Raw genomic sequence first — 22,792 nt, 5'->3', positions numbered from 1 at the left:
ATGCCCCAGTTTCTGAAAGACTTCTTCAATCGCAACGGCACTGGCATGGGAGTGGCGATCCTGGGTCTGGTTCTGTTCTGGACCATCGGCCTGATCATCCTTCCGCAGCTGTCGATGTTGGACTTCTCGTTCCGTCCGAACCTGCCACCGCCAGAGATCGGCGGACCCAAAGACGTATATACACTGGAGAACTACAAATATCTGATTTACGGCCCCGAAGGTGGCGGTCAGGACTACAACACCGTTGATCTGAGGGTGTTTTTCCGAACTCTTGTGGCTGCGGTTTTTGTGACGGTTTTCAACCTGATCATCTGCTATCCGATTGCCTATTACCTGGGTCAGGCCGAAGGTAGCCATATTCGTATCTTTGCGATCATGCTGATCATCCCTTACTGGATCAACGAAATCCTGCGCGCCTTTGCGCTGCGCATCATCTTTGGGGAAACAGGTGTGTTGAACACGTTGTTCACGGGACTGGGCATCTGGGATACCCCGTTCGACTTCATTCGCAATGACATCGCGCTCTATGCGGGTCTGGGATACGCCTACATTCTGCTGATGATTTTCCCGATGTATAACGTGATTGAAAGTCTGGACAAAAACCAGATCGAAGCAGCACGCGACCTTGGGGCGCCGTGGTGGCGGATACATTGGCGTGTGGTCATTCCTTATGCCAAGCCGGGGATCAGCTCGGGCTGTACCATGGTCTTCATGTTGTCCGCCGGTGCGTTGGCTGCGCCGCAAATTCTGGGCGGGCCGTCCAGTTTGTGGTTCACTCAACTGATCTATCAGCAGTTCAATGACAACAACGACTGGCCACAGGGCGCCGCCTACGCAATCGTTCTGCTGGTCACTTGTATTCTGTTCGTGCTGGCCATGATGCGCCTGTTCAAAGTGAACATGGGGGATATCGGGAAATGAACAATTCCTTCCTCCGTATAAGCATCTGGGTCTATCTGGCGATCTTCTTCCTGTATCTGCTGGGCCCGCTTGTGATCATGTCGATCACCGCGTTCAACTCGTCCGGCTTCCCCCGTATGAGCCCATGGGAATGTCTGACATTCCAGTGGTTTGGCGAACTGTTTCAGGATCAGCGCATCCTAAACGGTATCAAGAACTCGCTGATCATCGGAATTGGCACAGTGATCCTGTCCGTGGCGATGGGTTTGGCAGGCGCGCTGATGCTGACCCAGATCTGGCCGAAGCTTCGCGCGACCTACTATACTGTCATCATCGCACCGATCCTGATCCCCGGTGTGGTACTTGGTATCTCGACGCTGGTCTTCTGGGACCGGATCAACCGGATGCTGGGGCTGGGTGCAGACAGCTTTCTGTCAAACGGCATCTTCCTGACGGTGATCGGCCAATCCACCTTCATCGCCAGTTACTGCATGCTGGTGCTAGTGGCGCGGTTGCAACGGTACGATGTTGCCTTGACCGAGGCGGCACTGGACCTTGGGGCCAGCCATGCACAGGCTTTCCGCAAGATCCTGCTGCCCTTCATGCGCCCTGCAATCGCCTCGGCGGCGGTGCTGGCATTCTTGGCCTCGTTCGAGAACTACAACACCACCACTTTCACCTTTGGTGAATACCCGACGCTGACGATTGAGCTGGCTCAGAAGGTCCGCTACGGCATCACACCCGCGATCTCGGCGCTGGCATTCATTATCGTTGCGCTGACGGTTTTCTTCGCTCTGTTGAACGAAGCCAAGCTTAAACGTCAGGAACTGGTGGCAGCGGCGCGTAAGAACGCAACGGTCGAGGAATTGGCTGGCAAGATCAAGCTGCCAAGTTTCTTTGCCGGTAACATGGCCGCCGTGTTGTTGGTCGCATTTGCGGTTGTAACGATCACCGTTATTGGCACAGCGGCGACCTACAGTCCGGCGCAATGCATTGCCGATGTTCGCGAGCAAAAGCAGCTGGAAGCAGAACAACGCATTCAGGAGCTGCGCAAGCAGCGTGAGGAACGCCGCAAACAGCAGGAGGCGGAAAAAGCCGGGCAGGGTGATGCCCAAACCGCGCCAAAGCCGTCGAATAACAGCGGTTTTGGTAATGTCTTCGCTCCGAACTCGCTGGATGGTAGCGAGAATGAAAGCAATGAAGGTGCTTCCGAATCCGAGAGTGAACCATCCAACAACAGTGGTTTTGGAGGGGTGTTTGACCCCAACAGCCTGAAAAGCGACTGATCGCTGTGCCAAGCGGCAACCAACGTATCTGCCCGGACAGGATTCAATTCTGTCCGGGCAGATTGCGCTTCAGGATTTTCACATCGCAACCGCCGATGGTCGACCCGTTCCAGACCACCGGTTCAGCGTTATAGTTGATCAGGAACATGTGGTCGGCTGTCTCACGCAGTCGCAGTCCTGGCGGCATTGGCTTCAGGCTCAATCCCGTTTCTTTCGCAGCCAAGCCGACGACTCGATCCCATAATATTTCGTTTGGGAAGCCTGCAAGATACCAAAGCCCGTCCCCTGCCATAAGCGCAGTCGCTCCGTCATCAAACCTCAGAGTTTCTTCGGCTGAACCTGAAAGGCGATCAATCCAATGCTGTGCCGCGCCGCCGCCTTGGACCGTCCGGTTGACAGCGGGGGGCAGTGTTTCGACCAAATCCACGTTGCAGTCCAACCCTTTCAGGCTAGGTCGACCAGCGGCGGGGATCTGGAAATCACGGGTAATTGCGCCGCTGCGCGGGCCGAGGATTGCCAGATCCGAGTTGTCCGTTAACCTACGCTCCAAATCCGGGTCAATCGTTGCCAGTCCGGGGGCAAGGATCAGTGCATAATGCGCGGACAGGTCATTGGACGAAACGAAATCAATCGACAACCCCGCACGGCGCAATGCACGATAGGCTGATAGGACCAACCGGAAATAATCAAAGCCTGCTCCTTGCGGTAGCGATGTCCAGGCCCAGTCCGAGGGGTAATCAAACAGTATGGCAACTTTGGATTGCGCCTGATGCACCTCGCCCAATGTGGATAGCTCATCCGCTGTCTGACGGGCCTCGTGCAAGGCAGGGGCAGGGCGATTGTCCGGTGTCAGCAAACCCGCGTGCATCTGTTCCTGTGCAAAGGGGGCTTGGCGCCATCGAAAGTAGCTCACAACCTCAGCACCGTGGGCGACAGCCTCAAGCGACCACAACCGTACCATTCCGGGCATGGGTGCCGGGTTATAGGGCGCCCAATTCACCGGACCGGGTTGTTGTTCCATCACCCACCATCGGCCACGGCCTACTGCCCGGTAAAGATCATGGTGAAACGCCTGCATGTCCGGATCGCCTTGCTGAAGAAAGGCGGTCTTGTGGGCTTCGTCATCTTCCAATCGGTCCGATAGAAATCCGATCGGATAACTGTCCCAAGTCGCAATATCCAAATCCGCGCCAACCTCGAAGTGGTCGAAATCCAGAATACGGCCCATGTAGTTGTGCAACAGCGGCGCATCGGTCAAAGGTCGCAACACATCGACCTGAGCTTTGTTGAATGCCACAACCTGATCTGAACTGAACCGACGGAATGCCAGTACATGAGCGGGGTTAGGCTCGGTTACAGTTTGATTGGGTAAATCAACCTCTTCGAAGCTACCGTACTCCATCGACCAGAACACGTTTCCCCAGGCCTTGTTCAGCTGTTCTATGGAACTGTATTGAACAGCCAGCCAGCGCCTGAATGCGTTCAGAGCCGGGGTACTATAGCTGACGGTTGTGTCGTGGCACCCATACTCATTATCGATCTGCCATGCCGCCACATACGGGTTGTGACCATAGCGCTTCCCCAGGACCCTTGCGATACGGACACATTCATCGACATAACCCTGGTGGCTAAAGCAATAATGTCGCCGTGACCCGAATTTGCGTGTGTTTCCATGTGCATCCACAGCCAGCATGTCCGGATGTTTGTCCAGCATCCAACGCGGTGGCGTTGCTGTTGGTGTGCCAAGCACGACTTTCAATCCCGCTTCGCCAAGTGTTTCAACCGCGCGATCCAGCCATTCGAATTGCAGGGTTCCGGGGTGGGGCTCCAGCCGGCTCCAGGCGAACTCTCCTATGCGTACCCACGAGATGCCGGTGTCCACAATGCGCGCGGCATCTTCCGCCCACATCGCCTCGGGCCAGTGTTCAGGGTAGTAACACACACCAAGTTCCGGCTTCATAATATGATCCTGTGTTCTGCCTGCCCTCGCCCCGCGTTTGGCATTGCAAAGGTCATGCCGTTGGTGGGTTGGGATTCAATATCCGCGTTGCTCAACCCCTGCCGTGCCGAGGTGCAGAACAGCGTGCCCAAGCCGTCGCCACCAAAGGCCGGGCAGGACGTATGTGACGCGTCGAAGGAAATGGCCTTCAGGAATTGACCTTCGGGCGTGTAGGCCGCGACACGTCCAATCCCCCATTGCGCGATCCAGATGTTGCCGTCGGCATCAACCACAGCACCGTCCGGGTTCAGGCCTTCTTTGCGAAGGTCCAGAAATACCGTGCTTTTCCCTTCGGGCCATCCGCTTTCTGCATTCAAGCTCCAGCGCCTGACCTGCCTGACCGTCGTGTCACAGAAATAGGCCACGGATCGATCCGGTGAAAAACAGATTGCATTGGAAATCGTCACATCCGACACGAGACATCTGAGTGTACCTTTCCAGAACCGATAGATTGATCCGGCCCCGGCTTCAGCCTGTTTGCCCATCGTACCGATCCAGAAACCGCCCCAGGGATCAGCGCGACCGTCATTCGAGCGGGTGATTGGGTTGTCTGCCTCAAGCGGCTTGACCAGCGCTCGATGTCCGGACTTCAAGCTAAACTGCCAAAGACCCGTTTCCGACGCCAAAAGCAATGTGTCACGATCCACATAGCCTGCGGCAGACACATGTTCATCGAAATCCCAGCTTATCTGATTTTCACCTTCGCGCGTCATCAGGCGTTTGTTGAGAATGTCGAACCAGAAAAGCTGTTGCCGAGCGGGGTGCCATAGCGGACCTTCCCCCAACGCGCATAGGCGGTCGTCAAAGACCGTACTCATCCTGCCGCCTTGTCAAAGGCTGCCACGATTTGCCCCGCGCGTTCTGCGACTTCGACTGTATCCATGCCGGGTTTGTACAGCGCTGATCCAATCCCGAATCCATCCGCTCCGGCTCTGATCCATTGGTCGAAATTTTCAGGCCCGGCACCGCCGACGGCAAAGACGCATGTTTCCTTGGGTAAGACGGGGCGAAGTGCTGCGAGCCCTAAAGGGCCAGCCATGACACCAGGAAACAGCTTTAATCCTGTGGCCCCTGCTTTGAGAGCGGCAAAGGCTTCGGTCGGCGTGTAAACGCCCGGCCAGCTTTGCATCCCCAACGCCACAGACCGTTTGATCACATCAGCATCATAATTGGGTGACACGATCAGCTTGCCGCCGGCATTCCGAACTGCGTCCACCTGATCAATCGTCAATACAGTACCAGCGCCAATCAGGGCGCGATCTTCGAAAGCTTCGGCCAGAATGGAAATGCTGTCGAGCGGATCAGGCGAATTGAGTGGAACTTCGATCCGGTCTATCCCTGCATCGATGATAACTCTGCCAACCGCCTCGGCTTCCTGTGGTTGCAGACCACGCAGAATGGCGATGATGGGGCGGCTCATGCGATTTGCCTTGTCATGTTGCGCGCCAGTGCCAGCCCGGCCAGCGTTGCTTCGGTGGCGTTTGCAGTCTCAACAAAAGCGCCCTGTTGTCTCAGCGCTGCCGCATAGACCCGCGATACGGCATCTGCGCCAATGATAGCCAGTTGTTGGCCCAGCCAATAGGGACGGGTGGCGGCCAATTCAGCACCAATAAGCAGTCCAGACAGCCGCGCGCGCGCGATGTCTTTGTCCTGATCGTGCAGCAGGTCTGCAGCCCGCAAGCCGAACAGGCGCGCAGCCAATTGTTCGGGCTTGGACAATGTATCCGCCACAGCCTCGGCAAAGGCATCTTCATCCCATCCTTCACCTAACGAATGCCGCAGCACAGATTGCGCACTTAACAAATCAAAAAGCTCTCCGGTCATGAGCGTCCGAAAGCTCACGATTTCACCTGCGCTGACCTGAACCCATTTCGTATGGGTTCCTGGAAGGCAGAGGACACCATCCCAGTTCTGGCGAGTTCCCAAAAATCCCGCGATTTGTGTTTCTTCGCCCCGCATCACATCCGGCGGGGTCAATTGCTTTAATCCGGGTATGACGAAGGCCCGGATGCGCGGGTCTGTGCTGGGAACACGGACCGGTACTTGCGGCAAGGGCTGCGACGGAACGGTAGAATAAGGTGCTTCGACCCAGCCTTGGCGTGCACCGACCATACCGCAGGCGATCACATCGATGGGGCCATCCTTCAGCCAGTTTTCAACAAGTTCCATCAGGGCGGTCTGGAACCTGCCGGTTCCGATACGTGCCATGCCATTGTCGGACTGCGCGCAGTCCAGCACCGTTGCCCCCTGCATGGCCCAGACCCGCAGGTGAGATGTGCCCCAATCGGCGGCGATCCATTCAGTATTCATTGTGTCACCCTGAAACCACGACGCCGCCATCAACCGCCATACACTGACCGGTCATCGCCCGGCTGGCGTTGGATGCCAGGAACAATGTTGGTGCAACCATGTCTTCGGGCGTCAAATGTTCTTTCAGGCATTGTCGATCCAAATGCGCGGCCAAATCTTCGGGCGTCGCCCACATATCCAGTTGTTTTTGCGTCAAGACCCAACCGGGAGCCAGCGCGTTCACACGTATGTTTTTTGGTCCCAGTTCGCGGGCCAAAGACCGAGTCATCCCTGTAATGCCCGCATTTGACGTCGTATAGATCGGATAGCCTGCATTGCCCATCATGTAGCTGATCGAACTGAAGTTGATGATAACGCCGCCTTCTTTCATTTGCCGGGCCGCTTCCTGACAGGCGAAATAATAGGCTTTCAGGTTTACCTCAATCATCCAGTCCCAGAACTCGGTCGTGGTTTCCTCAAGTGTATGGCGTTGGTCATTGGCCGCGTTGTTAACCAAAACGTTCAGGGGGCCGTGGGCTTTGGCGGCTTTGGCCATTGTCGTGTGAAGAAGCTGGGTGTCGGTCATGTCACCCTGCATGAACAGAGGTGCGCGGCCGTGTTTGTCGCGCATCTCTTCGACAAAACCGCTGGCGTCCGATCTGCCGATAAAAGCCACATTGGCCCCCTGAGCCAGAAACCCATCCGTCAATGCTGCGCCCACGCCCGAGCCTCCGCCGGTGATATAGACGGATGACCCGTTCAAGTCTTGAAATGTTGCTGGTTGGGTCATCAGTGGCTCTCTCTGGTCACAAGACGGGTGTCTTTGCCGACAAGGAAATCCAGATCGGCACCTTGATCGGCCTGCAGCACATGATCGACATATAGTTTGGCATACCCGCGGGAATAATGCGGCTTGTCTGGTTTCCATTGAGCTCGGCGCGCGTCCAATACTTTTTTTTCCACCAACAGTTCAAGCTTGCCGGCGCTGGCAGATACGCGGATGCGGTCGCCGGTTTTCACCAGCGCCAGCGTGCCACCCGCCTGTGCCTCAGGGCTGACATGCAGGATGACGGTGCCATAGGCGGTGCCGGACATACGGGCATCCGAGATACGGATCATGTCGCGAACGCCTTCCTTCACCAATCTGGCCGGGATCGGCATGTTTCCTACCTCGGGCATCCCGGGATAACCCTTGGGTCCACATCCCTTGAGCACCAGAATGCTTTTGGGAGTGACCGGCAGATCATCCCGGTCGATATTGGCTTTCAGGTCTTCGATGTTTTCGAAAACGAACGCCTCTCCCTCGGTTTCAAGAAGGGCATCTGTTGCGGCAGAAGGTTTGACGATGGCTCCGTTGGGCGCAAGATTGCCACGCAAAACGCGAAGGCCAGCAGCGGGCTTCACCGGATCGTTGAAGGGGCGGATGACGTCGCGGTTGAAACATTCGGCACCTTCGAAATGGGCCGAGATGTCCTTGTTGAGAACCGTTCTGGCCGGGCGCAGGAAAGGTTTGAGTTCGCTCAACACAGCCGGAACACCGCCAGCGTAACAGAAATCTTCCATCAGGTATGTGCCCGAGGGCATGCAGTTCACCAGAAGGGGAATCTCTGATCCGATTTCAAAGTCCTTGAGCGTCAGGTCAACGCCCACGCGACCTGCGAGCGCCAGTAGATGCACAACGGCATTGGTCGATCCCCCAACGGCCGCATTGGCGAGGATTGCATTCTCGAAGGCTTCCCTGGTCAAAATGTCCGATGGTTTCAGGTCTTCGTCGACCATTTCGACAATCCGCTTGCCGGTCAAATGGGCGAGGGCCATGCGGCGGGCGTCAACGGCGGGCAGGGCGGCATTGGTGGGCAGGCTCATGCCCATCGCTTCGACCAGAGACGCCATGGTGCTGGCTGTCCCCATGGTCATGCAAACCCCGGCACTGCGGGACATCCCGGATTCCGCGTTCATAAAATCCTGAAGGGTCATCTCTCCGGCACGCACGGCCTCGGAGAACTTCCACACATCGGTTCCTGAGCCAATATCCTGACCGCGATATTTTCCATTCAGCATAGGGCCGGAGCTGACAACGATCGACGGCAGATCGACCGAGGCCGCGCCCATCAATTGGCCCGGCGTGGTCTTGTCGCACCCGCCCAGCAGAACCACACCGTCAATGCCATATGCGCGGATAGACTCTTCGACATCCATGGCCAGCAGATTGCGAAACAGCATGGCTGTGGGTTTCATCTGGGTCTCGCCCAGCGACATGACCGGGAATTCGACGGGAAAGCCCCCGGCCTCCCACACACCGCGCTTTACCCCTTCGGCCAGATCGCGCAGGCCGGAATTGCAAGGGGTCAGCTCCGACCATGTGTTGCAGATTCCGATGATTGGCCGCCCATCGAAGGCGTGATCAGGAAAACCCTGATTTTTCATCCAGGATCGATGGATGAACCCATCCTTGTCGAGTTTCCCGTACCAATGCTGTGAGCGGCGTTTTGACATTGTTCTGTGATGCTTTTTTAGGTCTGGGTGGATTTGAGTATTTGTAAAAAGGTGAAATTCAAGCGGCGCGAGATGGGCGGCACCAATCTGGCAGCCAGTCGGCATGGGCAGACAGAAGGTCGTTCACCAGATTTCGAATTTGGCGCAGGTCCAGTTCGGCGGCGGTGTGCGGGTCCATCATGGCTGCATGATAGATATGCTCTGGGTTCTGGTCGACCAATGCCCTGACTGTGAGTTCCTGAACGTTGATCTGGGTACGCATAAGGGCGATCAGCTGCGGTGGGACGTCTGTGATGACAGAAGGCTGAATGCCATTTGCATCAACCAGACACGGTGTTTCGACAGCGGCCCCCATAGGCAGCTGAGGTATCTGGCCGGTGTTTGGCAGATTGCCATAGGCCACGTAGGCGGTGTCAGAGATGATTGCGTTCATTATGTCTGCCGCAAACTCATGGCTGCGAGTGACGGCTATGTCGCGCCCGTCAGTCAGGGTTTTGGCCTGCTCTTTCCAGTTGTTCATCTGTTCCACACAGCGGGTCGGGTATTCATCGAGTGGGATTGAGAATTTCTCGATCAGGTCCGCCCGCCCGTCTTTGATGAACCATGGCACGTATTCTGCCAAATGCTCAGAACTTTCGGTGCAGAAAAAGCCAAGGTGATCCATCACTTCGTAGCGCACCTTGTTGGGGCAGCGCGGCATCAGCAGCGGTGCCTTGGGGATCCTGCCGCTGACATAACCTTGCCGAAGGGCGGGGTATAAATCATGGCCCTGATGCTCAAGCCGCAGGAAGAAGGCGACGTGATTGACGCCCGCGACCTTGTAGCGAATGTCGTCTTTTGACAGGTCCAAATCATGTGCCAGTTCCGCCACCGTGTTCTGAACCGAGTGGCACAGGCCGACCTGCTTCAATGACGGGTATCTCTCGGCCAGTGCCCAGGTGTTGATGGCCATCGGATTGACGTATTGTAGCAATGTCGCATTCGGGCATAGCTGCATCATGTCATGCGCCACGTCCCACAAGACCGGCACAGTGCGCAGCCCCCGCATGATGCCACCCACGCCCAGCGTATCGGCGATGGTCTGGCGCAGCCCGTATTGTTTGGGGATCTCAAAATCAGTGACGGTACAAGGCTGGTACCCGCCAATCTGAAAGGCAGTTATAACGAAATCGGCGCCATCAAGTGCCGCGCGTCGATCCGCATGTGTGGATACTGTCGCGTTTGACCCGACGGAACGGACCATGGCGCGGGCTACAGATTCGCTTTCCGTCAAGCGTACGGGGTCGATATCCATCAGCGCAAAATGACTGTCCGCCAGAGCAGGCGTTAACAGAGCATCCCCCACGATGTTCTGCATAAAGATCGTGGAACCTGCTCCGATGAAACTTATCTTTGTCATTTTACAGCTCCGAGGGTCAGGCCCGCGATAAAGTGCTTTTGCATCAGGAAGAACATGGCAACCGGCGGCAGCGCTGCTACGATCGAGCCCGCGCTCATTAGTTGGTAGGCGGCGCGGAACTGGGCGTTGAAACTGGTGATACCTGCCGTGACAGGTTGGCTTTCCGCGCCCTGTGTCAGGACGACCGCCCAAAAGTAATCGTTCCAGATGAAGGTAAAGATCAGCACGCTGAGTGCGGCTATTGCGGGTTTCATCAACGGCAGCACCACGTACCAGAAGATGCGCCATTCGCTGATACCCTCGACTCGCGCGGCCTCGATTAATTCAAAGGGCAGGGCTCGGATAAAGTTGCGCATGAACAATGTGCAAAAGCCGGTCTGGAAGGCGATGTGGAACAAGACGAGGCCGGTTTTTGTGTTGTAGAGGCCTAAATCCAGTGTCAGGTCGCGTACAGGCACCATCAGGATCTGGAATGGCACGAAATTGCCAGCTACGAACATGAAGAAAATCCATAGGTTCGATTTGAATTTGTAAATACCCAGTGCAAAGCCTGTCATGGAACTGAGGGCAACGGCACCGATTACCGTAGGAATGGTGATCATGAAAGAGTTCAGCAAATATCGCGGCATGTCCGAGTTGAAGAACACCAGCCCGTAATTGACTGCACCTTCAAAACTGGATGGCAAGCCCCAATAGTTGGCGTTGGTGAAATCCGCCGCTGGTTTGACCGAAAACAGAGCCACCGCCAGCAGGGGCCCCAGCCACAGCAACAATGCAAGTGGCAGCATCGCCTGATAGGTGATCTGCGCGGCGCGAGGTTGTTTTTCGATGGGTTTGGGAAACATCTCAGCGCTCCCTTTCTTCGCGATACATCGACCAGAGGAAATAGGCGATGAAGCAGAGCATGATCAGGAACAGCACCACAGCGATTGCCGCGCCATACCCCATGCGGAAACCGTATTCGGACAGGGCGACCTCGAACATGTAATAGGCCAGCACACGGGAGGATCCGAACGGCCCGCCCTGTGTCATGATTGAGATCAGGTCGAAACTGCGCAGCGCTCCGATGATTGTCACGACGAATGCAATGAAAGTCGCCGGGCGCAACTGCGGCAGAATGATGTGCCACAGCATTCTCAAGCCTTTGGCACCGTCCAGGCGCCCGGCTTCAATCTGTTCGGGGTCGACGGCATTCAGACCGGTGAGGTAGAGGATCATGCAATAGGCGGTTTGCGGCCAAAGGCCCGCGACGATGATGCCGTAGGTGACCAAACGTTCGTCGCCCAACACATTCAATGGGCCCATTCCAAATAAGCCAAGAAGCTCATTCAGAAGACCAAAAGTCGGGTCGTAAAACCACGTGAATACGAGGCCAACGACAACCTGAGAAATGACAAATGGAAAGAAAAACAGCGATTTGTAAAGGCGGATACCCCAGACTGTCTGGTTCAGAAACAAGGCAATGAACAGGCCCGCCGGAATGGCCAGAAGGTATAGGATCAACCAGATTAGATTGTTTTTGAGCGAGATATAGAATGCGTCCCGGTCAACCCATTCCCAATACAAATCTTCATAGTTGCGCATGCCTACATATTCGGCGGCACCCAACCCATCCCACTCGTAAAGTGACAGGTTGAAGGATTGGAAGACCGGAATGATCACGTAGACCATAAAGAACAGCAGGCCCGGAGCCAGAAATAGCCACGGCGCGATGCGCTGTTGGTTTCTGTGGAACCAGCTTTCCTGTTCTGGGGCGTCGGCGGCAGTGGTCATGGGTGTCCCGGATTTTCTTGAGGTGAAGGCGGGCTGAAGCCCGCCCTACAAAGCGGGTCAAATAGGCCGGGCTTCAGCCCGGCCCAAGCCTGATCAGTTGTCGTAGATACGCTCTCGTGCGCGTTCCAGCTTGGCCAGAATACGGTCAACATTGTCTGGTTTAACCATGAATTCCTGGAAACCTTCCATTGACACTTTGGCCATTTCAGCCGGTGCGTCGCGGTCCCAGAACTGAGCCACTCCGCCGGGGCTGTTGGTCGAGAGCATCGAAAAGCCCTGCTGCAGGAATTTGTCATCATCCACCGAAGATTGCGCGTTCACCGGCAACTGACCGAGGTTCGATCCGTTGTTGATCTCGGTCTGTTCATCCGACGAGACAACAAAGCGCAGGAATTCACGCGCTGCTTCTTTGTTCGAGGCATTCGCCGGGATATGGAATGTATCGGTCGGCGCGTCTTCAGCCAGTTCGACATCAGGGTTGATTGACACGAATTGGTAGAAATCCAGCTGATCATCGGTCAGCCCTGCTTCACGCAAGGGCGCGACTGCGAAGTTGCCCATCAGGTACGCGGCGGCTTCTCCATTGACCATGAACGGCAAAGCCTCCTGCCAGCTATAGGTCTGATGGTTATCAATGAAGGCCCCCATATCGATCAGCTGCTTCCAGTTGGCAAAGGTCTGTTTGACCCGGCCATCTTCCCAGCTGATTTCACCATTGGCCAGTTGGTTGTGGAAATCAAACCCGTTGGTGCGCATGTTCAGATAGTCGAACCAACCGCCAGCGGTCCAAAGGAACTTGGTCCCGATGGTATAGCAAGCGCGACCTGAATCGACGATCTTCTGGCAATTTGTCAGCTCTTCTTCCCAGGTAGTCGGTTCGCTTAGGCCCAATTCGTCAAAGATATCTTTACGATAGTAAACGCCCCACTGGTAGTAAGTGTAAGGGACGCCCCATTGTTTGCCGTCGATGGTCATCGCGCCTTTGGTTGATGCCAGGTTTTCGGCGATTTCAGGTTCCGCCCAAAGATCCGAGACGTCTTCGAACAGACCGGCCTCGACATATGGTTTCATACGGTTGGCGGCGTACCAAGTGGCCACGTCAGGTGTGTCGGCCGTCAGAAAGTTGCGGATCTGGGTCTTATACGCCTCGCGGTCGATAACCGTGGTTTCAATTTCCAGGCCGGGGTGCTGCGCTGCAAACCGCTCGATCATCGCTTCCATCGTTGCGCGCGGGGCCGGGTTCGACGTGTCCAGAAAAATCCGAAGTTCTCCGGTCAGGTCGGCAGCCGCCGGTGCCGCGATAGCAACGCCAAGTGCCAGCGCAGCGGTTGTGCGCTTGAAAGTGGAATACATGGTTTCCTCCCTGTTGTCTCCACACAAGTTCCAAATAGTGAAACTATGTTTTATATATTGAAAACTACACATCGACTCGGTTAGTCTTGTCAAGACCCTCGTGCGAACTGCGATGGGCAAGCGGAGGAGAACGGACGCCCGTGTCAGGTGACGGAACTATTGGCAAAGCATGTGACGTGCTGGATCAGGTCGCCGCATTTCAGCGCCCTGTGCGATTTTCGGAGTTGCTGGACGGCAGTGGTTTTCCGAAAGCAACATTGTATCGGTTTTTGCAATCATTAACCAATCAGGGAATGCTATGTTACGACCCCGAGCGCCAAACCTACGCGCCGGGTATGCGTTTGGTACGACTTGCGCATGCAGCCTGGACCCAAAGCTCACTGGCCCCTATTGCACGTCCGTTTCTCGATATTCTAAGCCAGGAAACCGGAGAGACCGTGCATTTGGCGCAGCTCGATGCTGGTCAGGTTCTTTACGTAGACAAACGCAACGCGGCGCAACCGATCGAGATGTATTCCCAGGCGGGTAAGGTGGGCCCGGCATATTGCACGGGTGTTGGCAAGGCGATGCTTGCCTTTCTGAATGAAAGTGACCTTAACCGGGCAATTTCGCAGCAGAGTTTTCACCGCTTTACCGACAAGACTCTGACGTCCGACAATGACCTGCGCACGGATCTCGATCGAATTCGCAGCAAGGGTTTTGCCGTTGATGACGAAGAACATGAACCAGGAATTATCTGCGTCGCCTGCCCCATTTTGACAACAAGCGGTCGGGTCCTGGGCGCAATCTCGGTAACCGGCTCGACCCAACGAATGGATTTTGAACAACTCGAGGCATGGGTGCCTCGTGTGCGGCGGGTGGCTGAACAAATCAGCACGGAGGCACAGGCATGGCGTTTCCCTGAAACGCGACCAGATCTCGGCAATGACAGGAAGCAAGCGACATGACAGGTGTAACCCTGAATCAGGCAATCAAGCGGTACGGCCAGACGCAAGTCATTCACGGCATCGACTTGCAGATCGAAGATGGTGAGTTCTGTGTTTTCGTTGGCCCTTCGGGATGTGGCAAATCCACATTGCTTCGGATGATCGCGGGTTTGGAAGAAACGTCGGAAGGCGAGATTCACATTGGGGCGCGGGACGTAACCCATATGGATCCGGCCAAACGCGGTGTGGCGATGGTGTTCCAGACCTATGCGCTTTATCCGCATATGACCGTGGCGGAAAATATGGGCTTTGGGCTGCGCATGAACGGTGTCCCAAAGGCCGAGATCACCAGAAAAGTGCAGGAAGCCTCGAACATTCTGAAGCTTGACCAGTATCTCAAACGCAAACCCAAGGCTCTGTCGGGTGGTCAGCGGCAGCGGGTTGCGATTGGCCGTGCCATCGTTCGCGGCCCCGACGTTTTCCTGTTTGACGAACCCTTGTCCAATCTGGACGCCGAGTTGCGCGTGGAAATGCGTGTTGAGATCGCGCGCCTTCATCAGGAAATCGGCGCGACCATGATTTATGTGACCCATGATCAGGTCGAAGCCATGACCATGGCCGACAAGATCGTCGTGCTGCGGGATGGTCGTGTTGAACAGGTTGGGGCTCCGATGGAATTGTACCGCGATCCCGACAACCGGTTTGTCGCAGGCTTCATCGGTTCGCCTGCAATGAACTTTCTGGAATGTGACTATGGGGATGGCCATGTCTCCCATCCCGCGCTAGGCAAGCCGTTGCCCGTTTCTGCGACTATCCCCTCCGGTCGGACCAAGGTGATATTGGGCATGCGGCCCGAACATATTCAGATTGACCGTTCGGCCGATACTTGCATCGTGGACCTGACCGAAGCCTTGGGCGGCGTTTCCTATTCATATCTACGGACGCCAAATGGTGATAAGCTGATCATAGAGGAACGGGACGATCAACGAAGCAGAACCGGGGATCGGATCGGCATCGCCATACAGCCAGAGCGTGTGATGTTTTTTGATCCAGAGACCGGGCAACGGTATCGTTAGTCACGACCTTCCAGCCCACGGGCAGTCTTACCCGTCCCAAGAGTTACACGACACTTTATCTGACCCGTGGCAAAACGCGCGGGCAGATGCGATTGATTCCAAGTCAAACGTGATTTAAGGGAAGCCCTGTCAATTCAGAGTCACCAAGGGGCTGTATCGTGGTTTAGCCCCTCTCACGCCACGCAATTGTGGTTGCAACTCTTGGATCGCACGCCCCGAAAGGCTTAAAAAAGGTAAAAGAATATGGCAGATAAATCGACCTTCGACATATTGTATACCATTGTAGACGAAGCGCCTGAGCTGGCCAGCGCTTCGTTCCTGCCCATCATCCGCAAGTTCGCATCTGCTGCGGGCGTCCGCGTTGGCACCAAAGATATTTCTCTGGCGGGACGTATTCTGGCAGCATTCCCCGAGAACCTTACCGACGATCAGCGTGTAAGCGACGATCTGGCTGATTTGGGCGATCTGGTGAAGACACCTGATGCCAATGTCATCAAGCTGCCAAATATCTCTGCCTCGGTTCCACAGTTGGTTGCGGCCGTCGAAGAACTGCAATCGCAGGGTTACGACATTCCGACCTACCCTGCAGAACCTGCAACGGATGAGGAAAAGGCGATCCGCGCCCGTTATGACGCGATCAAAGGTTCTGCTGTTAACCCGGTTCTGCGCGAAGGGAACAGCGACCGCCGTGCGGCGCGTGCGGTGAAAAACTATGCTCAGAACAACCCGCATTCGATGGGCGAATGGGCGTCGGACAGCAAGACCAAAGTTTCGTCCATGCCGGCCAATGATTTCTATGCAAACGAGATTTCGGCCACCATCACCGCAGCACAAGCAGGCGATGCAAAAATCGAGTTTGTAGGTAAAGATGATGACGTCACCGTTCTGAAAGGCGGCTGGTCGCTGGAAGAAGGAACCATAGCCGACGCGACTTTCATGTCGGTCAAGGCACTGTCTGCGTTCCTTTCAGATGCCATTGAGGACACCAAAAGAGACGGGACCATGTTCTCGCTGCATATGAAAGCCACGATGATGAAGGTTTCAGACCCGATCATCTTTGGATATGCGGTCAAAGCCTGGCTGGCCCCCGTGTTCGAAAAGTTCGGCGCGGAACTGGATGCGTTGGGTGTGAACCCAAATTCAGGTCTGGGCGCTCTGTTGGAGCGCGTACAGGGTCATGCTGACATCATGGCGGCTATCGACGCGCTCAAGGCGGACCGTCCATCCATGTATATGGTGGATTCGGACCGCGGAATCACGAACCTGCATGTCCCATCGGATGTAATCATTGATGCCTCAATGCCTGCAGTGATCCGTGCCGGGGGCAAGGGCTGGGACGAGACGGGTGCCAAAGGTGACACCAACTGTGTGATCCCTGATCGCTGCTACGCGACCGTCTATGATGAGGCCATCAAGTTCTTCAAGGCCAACGGCGCGTTGAACCCGTCCACGGCCGGAGCCGTGGCGAATGTGGGCCTGATGGCTCAGAAAGCCGAGGAATACGGTTCGCACCCGACAACTTTCGAGGCGCCGGCCGATGGTACGATCCGCATCGTTCTGGCCAATGGCGAAACGTTGCACAGCCACAGTGTCGAGGCCGGCGATATCTGGCGCGCCTGCACTGTCAAAAAAGCGCCGATCGAGAACTGGATTCAGCTGGCCATGGACCGTCAGCGTCTGACCGGCTCCGAGGCGATTTTCTGGTTGGACGCAAACCGGGCCCATGACGCGGAGCTTATCAAATATGTCAAACCGGCGCTTGAGGCTGCTGGCGTGGCCGACAAGTTCCTGATCATGGCCCCGCGTGAAGCGACCCGTCAGTCGTTGGAGACGATCACCGCTGGTAACGACTCGATTGCCATCACAGGCAACGTGCTGCGGGACTATCTGACTGACCTTTTCCCGATCCTGGAGCTTGGTACTTCGGCCAAGATGCTCTCCATCGTCAAACTGATGAACGGTGGCGGACTGTTCGAAACCGGTGCCGGTGGTTCGGCGCCCAAACACGTGCAGCAGTTGGTCGAGGAAAACCATCTGCGCTGGGACTCGATGGGTGAGTTCTGTGCGTTGGGTGAATCGCTGAACTTCCTTGCTGATAACAAAGGCAACGAAAAAGCGGGCATTCTGGGTACAGCGGCCGAAGCAGCGACGCAGGGTATTCTGGACAACAACCGCTCACCCAGCCGAAAAGTTGGTCAGCCGGACAACCGCGACAGCCACTATTGGTTTGCACGCTATTGGGCAGAGGCTTTGGCCACCCAATCCAAAGATGCGGAACTGGCTGCCGAGTTTGCGTCACTGGCCAAGGAGCTGGCCGCCAACGAAGTGCAGATCCTGTCAGAGTTGGCCGCAGCTCAAGGTCAAGCTGCGGATTTGGGCGGCTACTATCACACGGACCCAGCCAAAACGGCGGCGGTTATGCGGCCCAGCACAACGTTGAACACAATCATCGGCTAATCGCTAACGGCAAAACAGGTGATCCTTTGCCTGTTCAAAAAGCAGAAAGGGACCGGCACAATTGTGCGGTCCCTTTTTTGTATCGCGGTCATTGTTACGGAAAGTAGAGTCAAGAAAAGTATTACGCAATTACAATGCTTTACAATGAATTTGTTTGTACTTACGGGATTCCCCTAATAGCACGGCAGCGCTGACTGCTTTAAACCTTGGATAACAGAGAATTTCACTGGTGATGCCTCAGGGCCTTATCACTCACTCAGAGAATGACCAGCATTTGGGGTGCTGGTCATTTGCATTTTGGTTCTCAGGATTTTCGGTCAGCCAAGCAGTTCAACCATGGTTGAACACGAACACAATCTTGTGTTTACGCAAAGAAGAAGCCTGGAGACTGGGTTTTAGCCAACGCGCCGGGGTTCTGGGTTGGCAATCGGCGCCTTTGTTCTGTTCGTTCCGTACATCGCAACACCTTTGTGTCGCAGATAAGACAGGCGACGCGCCTCTCGCCGGGCAAGCGCCAGAGACTCCAGGATCAGCGCACACACGATTGACAGCATGGTTCCGACAAAACCGGATACTGCGACAACCAAAGACGGAATTCGGTCAACCAACCCTGTTTCTAAAAACTCGCGGAAAACCGATGCGAATACGAAAAGCGAAGGTAAGAATATCAACAATGCCAAAGACAAGAAGAACGCGATTGGCTTTTCGTCTTTGATCAAAAGGCCAATCATCTTGAGAATTCGCCACCCATCTGAATAGGTGGCCAGTTTGGAGTTCGAATCCGGAAGCCGTGAGACGTATTTTGTCTCAACTTCTCCAATCGGCATGCGCATCTGCATCGCGTGCACTGTAAGTTCAGTTTCAATCTCGAACCCGTTGGAAACCGCCGGAAAGCTTTTGACAAAGCGTCTGCTGAAAACACGATAACCGGACAGCAGGTCGTTGATTTTGCTGTTAAAGAAGAATTTCACCAGCCCGCTGAACAAGGCGTTTCCAAACTTGTGACCCCGTCGATAGGCTTGAATGTCGTCGTTCACCCGTGCGCCATTGACCATATCAAGGTTTTGCGAGACCAGCAGATTGATCATTTCAGGTGCTGCCATACTGTCGTAGGTCGCATCCCCGTCTGCCATGACGTAGACATCCGCATCTACGTCAGCAAACATCCTGCGGACAACATTACCTTTGCCCTGATATGTTTCAGAATAGACCAGCGCGCCAGCTTCTTGCGCTACTCTCGCCGAGCTGTCCGTGGAATTGTTGTCGAATACGTAGATAACCGCTTCCGGTAGGGCGGCGCGGAACTGCTTGACTGTTTCACCAATGGCAACGGCCTCATTGTAACAGGGCAAGATAACAGCAATTTCCAAACCCGGCCACGACGCCCGTGTTAGAGATCCACTTCGGATATTCAAGGCACCCTGTATCATATGTCACTCTTGCTCGCTCGGACGTGTCACTTGAGGGATGATTGCGCTTTGTTCCCAAGATGCTGCGCGTATGAGGTATTTCTGAAGCAGATAAATGGCCGAATTTTGGCATCCGAGTGAAACGCGCCGATAATTCAGCAAAAAGAGGCCGGTTCAAGAACCGGCCCCAAAGTTTCAGCTGAACCGAGGGATCAGTTCGAAGCTGCGTTCAACTTTGCGTTTTGCTCACGAAGCGTATCCGAGATGATCGCGTACCATTCACCGGATTGACGCATTTCGATCAGACCCTTGTTCATCATCGCGATGTATTCGCGCGCGAACGGGTTGGTGCGATGCGCAAGGAAGCTCATCGACGACAGTGTGGACACATAGGGGTTCTCAACGATGTCAGCCGAAGTCAAACCCATGTCTTTCATTGTCGATGCGAACAGATCAACTTCGAATGCCGCAACATCTGCGGTTCCGGTCAATACAGCGTCAAGGCAATCACGGGCCGAGCTGGGCTGAACCACAGTCGTGTTCTCGCGGTTCAGTCCCTGCTCTTCCAGAACAACCATGCTCCAGCCTGCCATACGGCAAATGGTCGAGCCTTCCAGGTCCTTGAAGCTGGTCGCGCTTGCGTATTCGCTTTCCGGCAGTGTGAAGAAGCCGCCGACGATATCGTAAACCGGGACCGAAGCTACGAATTGAGTGCAGCGAGCTTCGGTTTCAGGGGACCATTCGTATGTACGGTTGGTACAATCAGGAACGGTCCATGCAATTGAAATATCAAAGGCACCAAGCGGCAACAGTGTATCCAGATGCGAACTCCAGTCGTCGACAAAGCTGACTGAATACTCACGGCTGTTTCCTGCCCGCTGAAGGCTGGTCGTTGCCAGACGGGTCATGATGCCCCCGCCATTCAGTGTTTCGGTTGTGAACGGTTCCCAGCCGTTACCAGCCACCATTTTGATCGGCGGCGCATAGACATTCGACCGCTTTACGCTGGCCGCGCGCTGTTCTTCAGCAGCGATGATTTCCTGCGCGCTTTGGCCGTTCGGCAGGCTGCCGTCTTCACAGGGCAGGGCCAGCACCAGCCCAGGATTAAGAGCTCCCGGGTTTGTGATCGCGTTCCTGTTCGCGTTGAAGATCGGCTGGTAGTTCGAGGTGCCATAGGCGGCGATGGCGATGGTTGCCAATGTGTCACCATCTTGCACGGTATAGTTCGTGCACGCTTCCTGTGCAGCGGCGGCTCCCGCGCTCAGAGCTGTGATGGCAGTTGCCGACAGCGCCAGTTTCTTAATCTTCTCGTTAAACATTTCCACTTCCTCCAGACTTTTGTTTGTCAGGCCAGACGGGGCCTTATCCATTTTCCATTTGGTGACGCAGGGCGGTCGACACGATATCGCGCCATTCGCCTGACTGCTGCATGATTGCCAGACCCTGATTCAGCGTCTCTAAGATCGCTTCCCCATCAGGATTATCTTTGTGGGTCATGACATTAAGCGACTTGATCGCCGCCAGGTTGGGGTTTTCGATAATCCGGTGTTTATAGCCAAGCCGAGCGATGGCTTCCTCTGCCAGATGCGCTTCGATTGCCACGATATCGGCAGTTCCGTCCATCACAGCATGAAAGCAATCATCAGGCGATGTTGGCCGCATCAGCTTGATGACGGGTTCGTAAAGACTTACCGCGTCCATATGTGAAAGCGACCAGCCTTCCGGGCGGCAAATTGTTGTCCCGGCAAAGTCGGCATAGGTCAGCGTCTGCTCGTACCCCGATCCATCGCGCGCAAAGAATGTATCCACGACTTCATAGAACGGGTTTGAGAAATCGTAGGTCTCACAACGATTGCGGTCACTTTCCGACAACGCTGCTGCATCTTCGCAATTTGGACGTGACCAGGGGAAGGTGCCGTCAAATGCAAGTGTTGGCATCAAGAGATCCAGGTGCGACGACCAATCGTTCACGAACTGAATTTTATACGCTTGTTCCGGCGCGGCACGCAGCATCGCTGTCTCAACCAGATGCGTGTAAAGCCCCCGGTTGGGCAACGCTTCGTCCGTAAACGGAGCGTAGTTCCCACCGGTAATCAACAGCAACTGACGATCACGAATTTCCGGGCGCGTTTCAGCGTTAGCATTTCTGATCAGTGCGGCGGCTTCCGAGCGGGCTGCCTCAATCTCTTCTTTGGCAGCGGCCCGTGCAGCGACGACTGCATCTTCACTTGCCTTCTTTGCCTCAGCTTCCGCTGCCGCGACACGGGCTTCCGCTTCGGCCACGGCTTTCTCCGCGCGTTCTTCTGCCGCTTTTACCAGTTCTGAGGCCATTTCAGCCGCGAGGCGTCCTGCTTCGGTGTCGGGCAACTCGGGCGCGCGCCCGACATCTTCCAGGCAAGGCAATTTCAAAACATCGCCGACACGAATGATATTGGGATTTGTGCCGATAACATCCCTGTTAGCATCGTAGATTGGCCGATAATCTTCGGTTGCGTAAACTCGGATTGCCAATTCCCGCAGACTATCGCCACGCTGAATCTCGTAGTTTGAACATGCCTCTTGCGCTGACGCCGCGCCTGTGGCGGCGGCTAGGGCAAGGCTTGATATGAATAGGTGTTTTCTCATGGGTCCTGTTGCTTTGCCTGGTTATTTTCTCGAAAGTTTTGCGACTGCGATCGACAGATTGTCCTGATCGGGATCGCCCTTGGCTTGCACTGCCAATTGCAAGGCTTCGGCGATTTCCTGTGCTAGCTCCTGCTGATGCAGGCGCAGAACATCCTGAATCTCAGCGTCGCTAAGATATTGAAGCCCGTCGCTGCCAAGGATCAGAATATCAGCCGGAGACACGATCAGCGGGTCTTCAGGGCAATCCACTTTTGGAATAGCACCCCCCATGATCACCGACGTCAGTTGGTTCCTGTCCAGTCCCCGCGCTTCGGCTTCCGAAAGCTCACCAGCGGCCAGTTTTGCGTCGATCACGGGGGCCATCGAGTGGTCTTCGTTCACCTGTGTCAACTTGCCTTCGCGAAACAGGTAAAGGGGGCTGTCTCCGATCGAAATCCTGAACACACGCTGACCCAGAAAGAGGACACCCAACAAGGTGGAGCCCATGTTGAAACCCTGGCCCTGTGCCTCGTTATGGTCGGATATCGCTGCATTGGCTTGCATGGCTGCCAATGGCAGCGCGTCAATTGCGGCGCCTTCATTCAAGGCATCGGCTTCTAGCTCGGTATCCAGCGCGTTCCGCCAAGCGGCAATCACCATTTCCGAAGCCACTTCGCCCGCCTCGTGGCCACCCATACCGTCAGCGATCGCAATATAGCCCGCGTCCGATGCGTCGAACATGCGCGCAGCAATCGCGTCTTCCTGCGTTTCCCGCTGACCCTGGTTCAGGATCAGCGCAACATCATATGCCGGAGTAGCCAGCAT

The 22,792-nt window shown here is 55.4% G+C and carries 19 protein-coding genes; 5 read left to right on the top strand and 14 right to left on the bottom strand.

The annotated features are described in order from the left end of the window. Together ACR0LL_RS18135 and ACR0LL_RS18130 are read left to right on the top strand one after the other, a co-directional pair. Positions 1-921 carry an ABC transporter permease gene (locus tag ACR0LL_RS18135; RefSeq protein WP_480588611.1) on the top strand — a complete coding sequence of 307 codons (921 nt, stop codon included), beginning with the start codon at positions 1-3 and terminating at the stop codon, positions 919-921. After that, on the top strand, positions 918-2,186 hold the full coding sequence (locus ACR0LL_RS18130; RefSeq protein WP_480588610.1) for an ABC transporter permease: 1,269 nt from the start codon (positions 918-920) through the stop codon (positions 2,184-2,186). The genes ACR0LL_RS18135 and ACR0LL_RS18130 overlap by 4 nt, the downstream gene beginning before the upstream one ends. 43 nt (positions 2,187-2,229) lie before the next feature. Here ACR0LL_RS18130 and ACR0LL_RS18125 read toward each other — a convergent pair whose 3' ends face one another. The 10 genes from ACR0LL_RS18125 to ACR0LL_RS18080 form a co-directional block, all read right to left on the bottom strand. Continuing rightward, a complete protein-coding gene (locus ACR0LL_RS18125; protein ID WP_480588609.1) occupies positions 2,230-4,146 on the bottom strand; it encodes a beta-galactosidase in 1,917 nt (638 codons plus the stop codon). Further along, positions 4,143-5,003: an SMP-30/gluconolactonase/LRE family protein gene (locus ACR0LL_RS18120; protein WP_480588608.1), complete on the bottom strand. Its 861-nt coding sequence runs from the start codon at positions 5,001-5,003 to the stop codon at positions 4,143-4,145. Before ACR0LL_RS18120 ends, ACR0LL_RS18125 begins: the two co-directional genes overlap by 4 nt. After that, positions 5,000-5,605: a 2-dehydro-3-deoxy-6-phosphogalactonate aldolase gene (locus ACR0LL_RS18115; protein WP_480588607.1), complete on the bottom strand. Its 606-nt coding sequence runs from the start codon at positions 5,603-5,605 to the stop codon at positions 5,000-5,002. The genes ACR0LL_RS18120 and ACR0LL_RS18115 overlap by 4 nt, the downstream gene beginning before the upstream one ends. Continuing rightward, positions 5,602-6,495 carry a 2-dehydro-3-deoxygalactonokinase gene (locus ACR0LL_RS18110; RefSeq protein ID WP_480588606.1) on the bottom strand — a complete coding sequence of 298 codons (894 nt, stop codon included), beginning with the start codon at positions 6,493-6,495 and terminating at the stop codon, positions 5,602-5,604. Before ACR0LL_RS18110 ends, ACR0LL_RS18115 begins: the two co-directional genes overlap by 4 nt. A gap of 4 nt (positions 6,496-6,499) precedes the next feature. Next, positions 6,500-7,264, bottom strand: a complete 765-nt coding sequence (locus ACR0LL_RS18105) for an SDR family NAD(P)-dependent oxidoreductase (RefSeq protein WP_480588605.1) — start codon at positions 7,262-7,264, stop codon at positions 6,500-6,502. Beyond that, positions 7,264-8,970: an IlvD/Edd family dehydratase gene (locus ACR0LL_RS18100; protein ID WP_480588604.1), complete on the bottom strand. Its 1,707-nt coding sequence runs from the start codon at positions 8,968-8,970 to the stop codon at positions 7,264-7,266. Before ACR0LL_RS18100 ends, ACR0LL_RS18105 begins: the two co-directional genes overlap by 1 nt. 58 nt (positions 8,971-9,028) lie before the next feature. After that, positions 9,029-10,369 (bottom strand): alpha-galactosidase, encoded by a 1,341-nt coding sequence (gene melA / locus ACR0LL_RS18095; protein WP_480588603.1) that lies wholly within the window; start codon positions 10,367-10,369, stop codon positions 9,029-9,031. Further along, on the bottom strand, positions 10,366-11,214 hold the full coding sequence (locus tag ACR0LL_RS18090) for a carbohydrate ABC transporter permease (RefSeq protein ID WP_480483663.1): 849 nt from the start codon (positions 11,212-11,214) through the stop codon (positions 10,366-10,368). Before ACR0LL_RS18090 ends, melA begins: the two co-directional genes overlap by 4 nt. Position 11,215: 1 nt before the next feature. After that, a complete protein-coding gene (locus tag ACR0LL_RS18085) occupies positions 11,216-12,142 on the bottom strand; it encodes a carbohydrate ABC transporter permease (protein WP_480588602.1) in 927 nt (308 codons plus the stop codon). Positions 12,143-12,235: 93 nt separating this feature from the next. After that, the gene (locus ACR0LL_RS18080; protein ID WP_480588601.1) at positions 12,236-13,495 is read right to left on the bottom strand and encodes an ABC transporter substrate-binding protein; all 1,260 of its coding nucleotides are present in this window, start codon (positions 13,493-13,495) and stop codon (positions 12,236-12,238) included. 140 nt (positions 13,496-13,635) lie between these two features. On the opposite strand from ACR0LL_RS18080, the gene ACR0LL_RS18075 reads away from it, so the two are divergent. The 3 genes from ACR0LL_RS18075 to ACR0LL_RS18065 all read left to right on the top strand — a co-directional run bounded on the left by ACR0LL_RS18075 (position 13,636) and on the right by ACR0LL_RS18065 (position 17,954). Next, a complete protein-coding gene (locus tag ACR0LL_RS18075) occupies positions 13,636-14,442 on the top strand; it encodes an IclR family transcriptional regulator (protein ID WP_480588645.1) in 807 nt (268 codons plus the stop codon). Next, positions 14,439-15,497 carry an ABC transporter ATP-binding protein gene (locus ACR0LL_RS18070; RefSeq protein ID WP_480588600.1) on the top strand — a complete coding sequence of 353 codons (1,059 nt, stop codon included), beginning with the start codon at positions 14,439-14,441 and terminating at the stop codon, positions 15,495-15,497. The genes ACR0LL_RS18075 and ACR0LL_RS18070 overlap by 4 nt, the downstream gene beginning before the upstream one ends. 243 nt (positions 15,498-15,740) lie before the next feature. After that, positions 15,741-17,954 (top strand): NADP-dependent isocitrate dehydrogenase, encoded by a 2,214-nt coding sequence (locus ACR0LL_RS18065; RefSeq protein ID WP_480588599.1) that lies wholly within the window; start codon positions 15,741-15,743, stop codon positions 17,952-17,954. 395 nt (positions 17,955-18,349) lie between these two features. Here the strand turns inward: ACR0LL_RS18065 and ACR0LL_RS18060 are convergent, their stop codons facing one another. The 4 genes from ACR0LL_RS18060 to ACR0LL_RS18045 form a co-directional block, all read right to left on the bottom strand. After that, a complete protein-coding gene (locus ACR0LL_RS18060) occupies positions 18,350-19,306 on the bottom strand; it encodes a glycosyltransferase family 2 protein (RefSeq protein WP_480588598.1) in 957 nt (318 codons plus the stop codon). A gap of 269 nt (positions 19,307-19,575) precedes the next feature. Next, positions 19,576-20,682: a transporter substrate-binding domain-containing protein gene (locus tag ACR0LL_RS18055; protein ID WP_267366224.1), complete on the bottom strand. Its 1,107-nt coding sequence runs from the start codon at positions 20,680-20,682 to the stop codon at positions 19,576-19,578. A gap of 43 nt (positions 20,683-20,725) precedes the next feature. After that, a complete protein-coding gene (locus ACR0LL_RS18050; protein WP_480483670.1) occupies positions 20,726-21,988 on the bottom strand; it encodes a type 2 periplasmic-binding domain-containing protein in 1,263 nt (420 codons plus the stop codon). Between the two features lie 21 nt (positions 21,989-22,009). Further along, on the bottom strand, positions 22,010-22,792 hold the full coding sequence (locus ACR0LL_RS18045) for a PP2C family protein-serine/threonine phosphatase (protein ID WP_480588597.1): 783 nt from the start codon (positions 22,790-22,792) through the stop codon (positions 22,010-22,012).

It is taken from the genome of Ruegeria sp. AI2 (assembly GCF_056541275.1).
Note: the sequence above shows the minus strand (reverse complement) of the source record. Positions and strands in the feature narration are given on the sequence as shown.

Excerpts from the sequence above, each read along its gene's own strand:
- ACR0LL_RS18135 (WP_480588611.1), top strand. The coding sequence starts at position 1 with ATGCCCCAGTTTCTGAAAGACTTCTTCAATCGCAACGGCACTGGCATG.
- ACR0LL_RS18130 (WP_480588610.1), top strand. The coding sequence starts at position 918 with ATGAACAATTCCTTCCTCCGTATAAGCATCTGGGTCTATCTGGCGATC.
- ACR0LL_RS18125 (WP_480588609.1), bottom strand. The coding sequence starts at position 4,146 with ATGAAGCCGGAACTTGGTGTGTGTTACTACCCTGAACACTGGCCCGAG.
- ACR0LL_RS18120 (WP_480588608.1), bottom strand. The coding sequence starts at position 5,003 with ATGAGTACGGTCTTTGACGACCGCCTATGCGCGTTGGGGGAAGGTCCG.
- ACR0LL_RS18115 (WP_480588607.1), bottom strand. The coding sequence starts at position 5,605 with ATGAGCCGCCCCATCATCGCCATTCTGCGTGGTCTGCAACCACAGGAA.
- ACR0LL_RS18110 (WP_480588606.1), bottom strand. The coding sequence starts at position 6,495 with ATGAATACTGAATGGATCGCCGCCGATTGGGGCACATCTCACCTGCGG.
- ACR0LL_RS18105 (WP_480588605.1), bottom strand. The coding sequence starts at position 7,264 with ATGACCCAACCAGCAACATTTCAAGACTTGAACGGGTCATCCGTCTAT.
- ACR0LL_RS18100 (WP_480588604.1), bottom strand. The coding sequence starts at position 8,970 with ATGTCAAAACGCCGCTCACAGCATTGGTACGGGAAACTCGACAAGGAT.
- melA (WP_480588603.1), bottom strand. The coding sequence starts at position 10,369 with ATGACAAAGATAAGTTTCATCGGAGCAGGTTCCACGATCTTTATGCAG.
- ACR0LL_RS18090 (WP_480483663.1), bottom strand. The coding sequence starts at position 11,214 with ATGTTTCCCAAACCCATCGAAAAACAACCTCGCGCCGCGCAGATCACC.
- ACR0LL_RS18085 (WP_480588602.1), bottom strand. The coding sequence starts at position 12,142 with ATGACCACTGCCGCCGACGCCCCAGAACAGGAAAGCTGGTTCCACAGA.
- ACR0LL_RS18080 (WP_480588601.1), bottom strand. The coding sequence starts at position 13,495 with ATGTATTCCACTTTCAAGCGCACAACCGCTGCGCTGGCACTTGGCGTT.
- ACR0LL_RS18070 (WP_480588600.1), top strand. The coding sequence starts at position 14,439 with ATGACAGGTGTAACCCTGAATCAGGCAATCAAGCGGTACGGCCAGACG.
- ACR0LL_RS18065 (WP_480588599.1), top strand. The coding sequence starts at position 15,741 with ATGGCAGATAAATCGACCTTCGACATATTGTATACCATTGTAGACGAA.
- ACR0LL_RS18055 (WP_267366224.1), bottom strand. The coding sequence starts at position 20,682 with ATGTTTAACGAGAAGATTAAGAAACTGGCGCTGTCGGCAACTGCCATC.
- ACR0LL_RS18050 (WP_480483670.1), bottom strand. The coding sequence starts at position 21,988 with ATGAGAAAACACCTATTCATATCAAGCCTTGCCCTAGCCGCCGCCACA.
- ACR0LL_RS18045 (WP_480588597.1), bottom strand. The coding sequence starts at position 22,792 with ATGCTGGCTACTCCGGCATATGATGTTGCGCTGATCCTGAACCAGGGT.